The sequence below is a fragment of the Mesorhizobium sp. M7A.F.Ca.AU.001.01.1.1 genome (genome assembly GCF_004022735.1).
Classification (GTDB): Bacteria; Pseudomonadota; Alphaproteobacteria; order Rhizobiales; family Rhizobiaceae; genus Mesorhizobium; species Mesorhizobium ciceri.
The window spans coordinates 1-2,952 of the sequence record NZ_RZPF01000759.1 but is presented as its reverse complement, the minus strand read 5'-3'; the positions used below and the strand labels follow the sequence as shown (position 1 = coordinate 2,952).

General features: G+C 60.4%; 2 protein-coding genes, 1 tRNA gene and 1 pseudogene. 2 read left to right on the top strand and 2 right to left on the bottom strand.

All coding sequences use genetic code 11. The features are described from left to right. A partial coding sequence (locus EN884_RS31280) for an FAD-dependent oxidoreductase (RefSeq protein WP_128360946.1) occupies positions 1-570 on the top strand: 570 nt, incomplete at its 5' end. Positions 571-983: 413 nt separating this feature from the next. Here EN884_RS31280 and EN884_RS31270 read toward each other — a convergent pair. Next, positions 984-1,060: transfer RNA gene (locus EN884_RS31270), tRNA-His, on the bottom strand. A gap of 369 nt (positions 1,061-1,429) precedes the next feature. Then, positions 1,430-1,888, bottom strand: a complete 459-nt coding sequence (locus EN884_RS31265; protein WP_013530255.1) for a phasin — start codon at positions 1,886-1,888, stop codon at positions 1,430-1,432. Positions 1,889-2,136: 248 nt separating this feature from the next. Here EN884_RS31265 and EN884_RS31260 point away from each other — a divergent pair. Further along, positions 2,137-2,952 (top strand): annotated as a pseudogene (locus EN884_RS31260) (PAS domain-containing sensor histidine kinase); the annotation flags it as partial.

The following is a 2,952-nucleotide window of genomic DNA, read 5'->3' as shown; positions in this document are numbered from 1 at the left end:
GTGCTCGCCGGGCTTTCGATCGAGCATCGCATCGTTCCCTTCCGCGGCGAATACTATCGCCTTCCCGCATCGAAGAACGACATTGTCCGCCATCTGATCTATCCCGTCCCGGATCCAGCCCTGCCCTTCCTTGGCGTGCACCTGACGCGGATGATCGACGGCAGCGTCACGGTCGGGCCGAATGCCGTTATCGGTTTTGCCCGCGAAGGCTATCCACGGCTTTCGTTCAATGTTTCGGACATGGCCGACTACGCGCTGTTTCCCGGCTTCTGGAAAACCGTGTTCGCCAACCGCGGATCTGCGGTAACGGAACTCCGCAACTCGCTCTGGAAGCCAGGCTATCTGAAGGAGTGCCGGAAATACTGTCCGAGCCTCAAGCTCGCCGACCTGCTCCCGCACGAAGCAGGCATCCGCGCGCAAGCCGTGCGCAAGGACGGTGCCCTCATCCATGATTTCCTGTTCGCACAAACGGACCGCATGCTGCACGTCTGCAACGCGCCTTCCCCCGCCGCCACCTCGGCGATCCCGATTGCAGAGATGATTCGAGATCGCCTCATACAGGGCTGCTGAAAATGAGGCGGTACGCACTGGAGCCCAACTGAACGCTGGAGTATCTGCCTTGGCCAAGAAGGGAATTAGGGCACCGGCCGCGGCCAACGCAGCTTTTGCGTCGGAACCAGATCGGCGCACCACCAGGCCAGCAATGCCGCTCCCGGCGAGAGGGTAGCAACTTGGCCTGCGGTTTCCGCAAGCAAAGGTTCCGTGTGGACGACGGCTTTTTTGGCTGCGCAAAGATCTCAGGCGAAACGACGGCTGACGTCATTGGCAGGGTTCGCTCCCGGCTGACCGCCATTTTGTCGACCGTCATAGCTGGACGGCCTCCCTATGGCACCAGAATGGTACACGTCCATAAGACGCACCGACACCCAAGCCAGCCTAGCTAACCAGAAGCCTTTAAGTCTTTGAAATTATGTCTCTATTTATGGTACCGTTGGCTGGGATCGAACCAGCGACCTCCGGATCCACAATCCGGCGCTCTAACCATCTGAGCTACAACGGCACGTTGCCTGAGCGGATCGAAACAGAAACTCATCCGCCGCTCTGTCGTTCGGCGATGCGTCCTTACGGGCTTATGGATTCTAATTCAAGGCTTTTGGAAAGCAAAGGTCACTTCCCCACATCGGCGCGGCATTCGCCCGGCAAGAAGGCGCAGGCAAGGACCAGGCGACGGACAAAGAAAAAGGCCGGCGGGAGGAGGTGCCGGCCTTTTCCTGTTACGAGCCAGCGGGAGGAGGTGCTGGCTGGTCACCCCGGGGAGCAGAGGGAGGAGGTTCCACTCACCGGGTATTCCTTGATGGCTGCCATCATACACCTGATCGTTTTTAAGAAAATGCGACCTTTTGTTGCATCTTCAGATCATGCGCAAATGTTAGGCAACCTTGATTTCCTTCATCGCCTTCTCGAAGGCGGTCTTGATCGGCTTGGAGACGTCCTCGGCGGCCTTGGAGGCAACGGCCTGGAAGTCCTTGGCCTGCTCGACGGTCGATTCGACGCGCTTGCGCAGGAAGGCGGTCTGCAGCTCGACGACTTCCGACAGCGACTTGGCGCCGATCAGGGCTTCGAGGTGGGAAAAACCGGCCTCGGCATTGGCACGCAAAGCGGAGATGGTCTTGAGCGACAGGTCGTTGGAAACGGTCTTGGCGGTCTCGTAGGTCGACTCCAGAGCCTTCTGGGTCTCCTCGGCGCCGGTCTTCAGCTTGGCATAAGCCTCTTTCGACTGCTCAACGCCCTTTTCGGCGAAAGCGCGAATCTGGTCAGTGGCCTTGGAAGCGTCGAAGCTCGGGAATTCAACGTTTTCGATCGTCTCGGCGGTCTTGGTCCTGGACATTTTCCATCCTTTTCAGCGGCAGCGGCTTTGACAGAAAGCCGTCTCGTTCATGTATGATGGCAATATAAAGGCAAATTTTGTGCATTGCAATATCTTTGTTGCAGTGCACCATAAATTTCTTTTGGGCCGTTAACCAAGAGCCCAGATTCCAGCCTTTGCACGTTCTGGCTTGTGGACCTTCGCGCCTCCGGCTTTTATTAACAAAGCGTTAACTGCAAAATCGCCGCTCCGTGAGGTCCGCCAAGCGCATGCCGTCCGAATATTCCTTCCTTGATGTCGCCGTGCTCGACGCGGTCCGCCAGCGCTTTGCCGCAGGCGACGCGATCGCGATCCTGTCGGCGGATCTGGAGCAGGTGATCTGGGCCAATGGGCCAGGAGCCGCGATGTTCGGTTATCCCGACATCGAGGCGATCATAGGCGCCTCGGCGCAGTTGCCCGTGATCGCCAGGCGCCAGATCATGGCGACCAGCGGATTTCCCGAGATTGGCAGCGACCGCGCCATCATGGTGCGGCTGGCGACCGGCATGACCAGCCGCGCCGTCGGCTTCCTGGCCAGTGCGGTGACCATGCCGGACGCCGAGAAGGCGATCATGCTGGCAGTGCCGGCGGCTCAGACAGGGTCACGCAGTGCCGGCGAAATCGCCGCGCGCGCCATTAGCGGCTTCACCGAGGATGGTCATTTCATCGCCTTTGTCGATGCCAGGGGCAACGTTGAGGCGGCCTCGGAAGGATTTTCGGCACTGGGCATCCTGCCGGAGACGCTGGCAGCACTGGTTGCCGACGTCGCAGCCGAGAGCGACCGCATCGTCAAGCGCCTTGTCCCGGGCGGCACGGCCTCCTACCCGGCGGGGCTGGCAAGATTGACCGAGGAGCGGCATCTGCTGGTGGTGATCGACGAGGACCAGCTCGACGACACAGCCCCTGCGGGCGAACACCTCACGCAAACCATTGCCGAGGCGGCACCAGCTGGCGATGCGGCTTCGCAGCCGGAACAGGGTGGCGAGACGCCGACCGAGGAACCAGGCGCCGCACTGCCGACCGAGGACGTCGCCGCATCGCCAGCT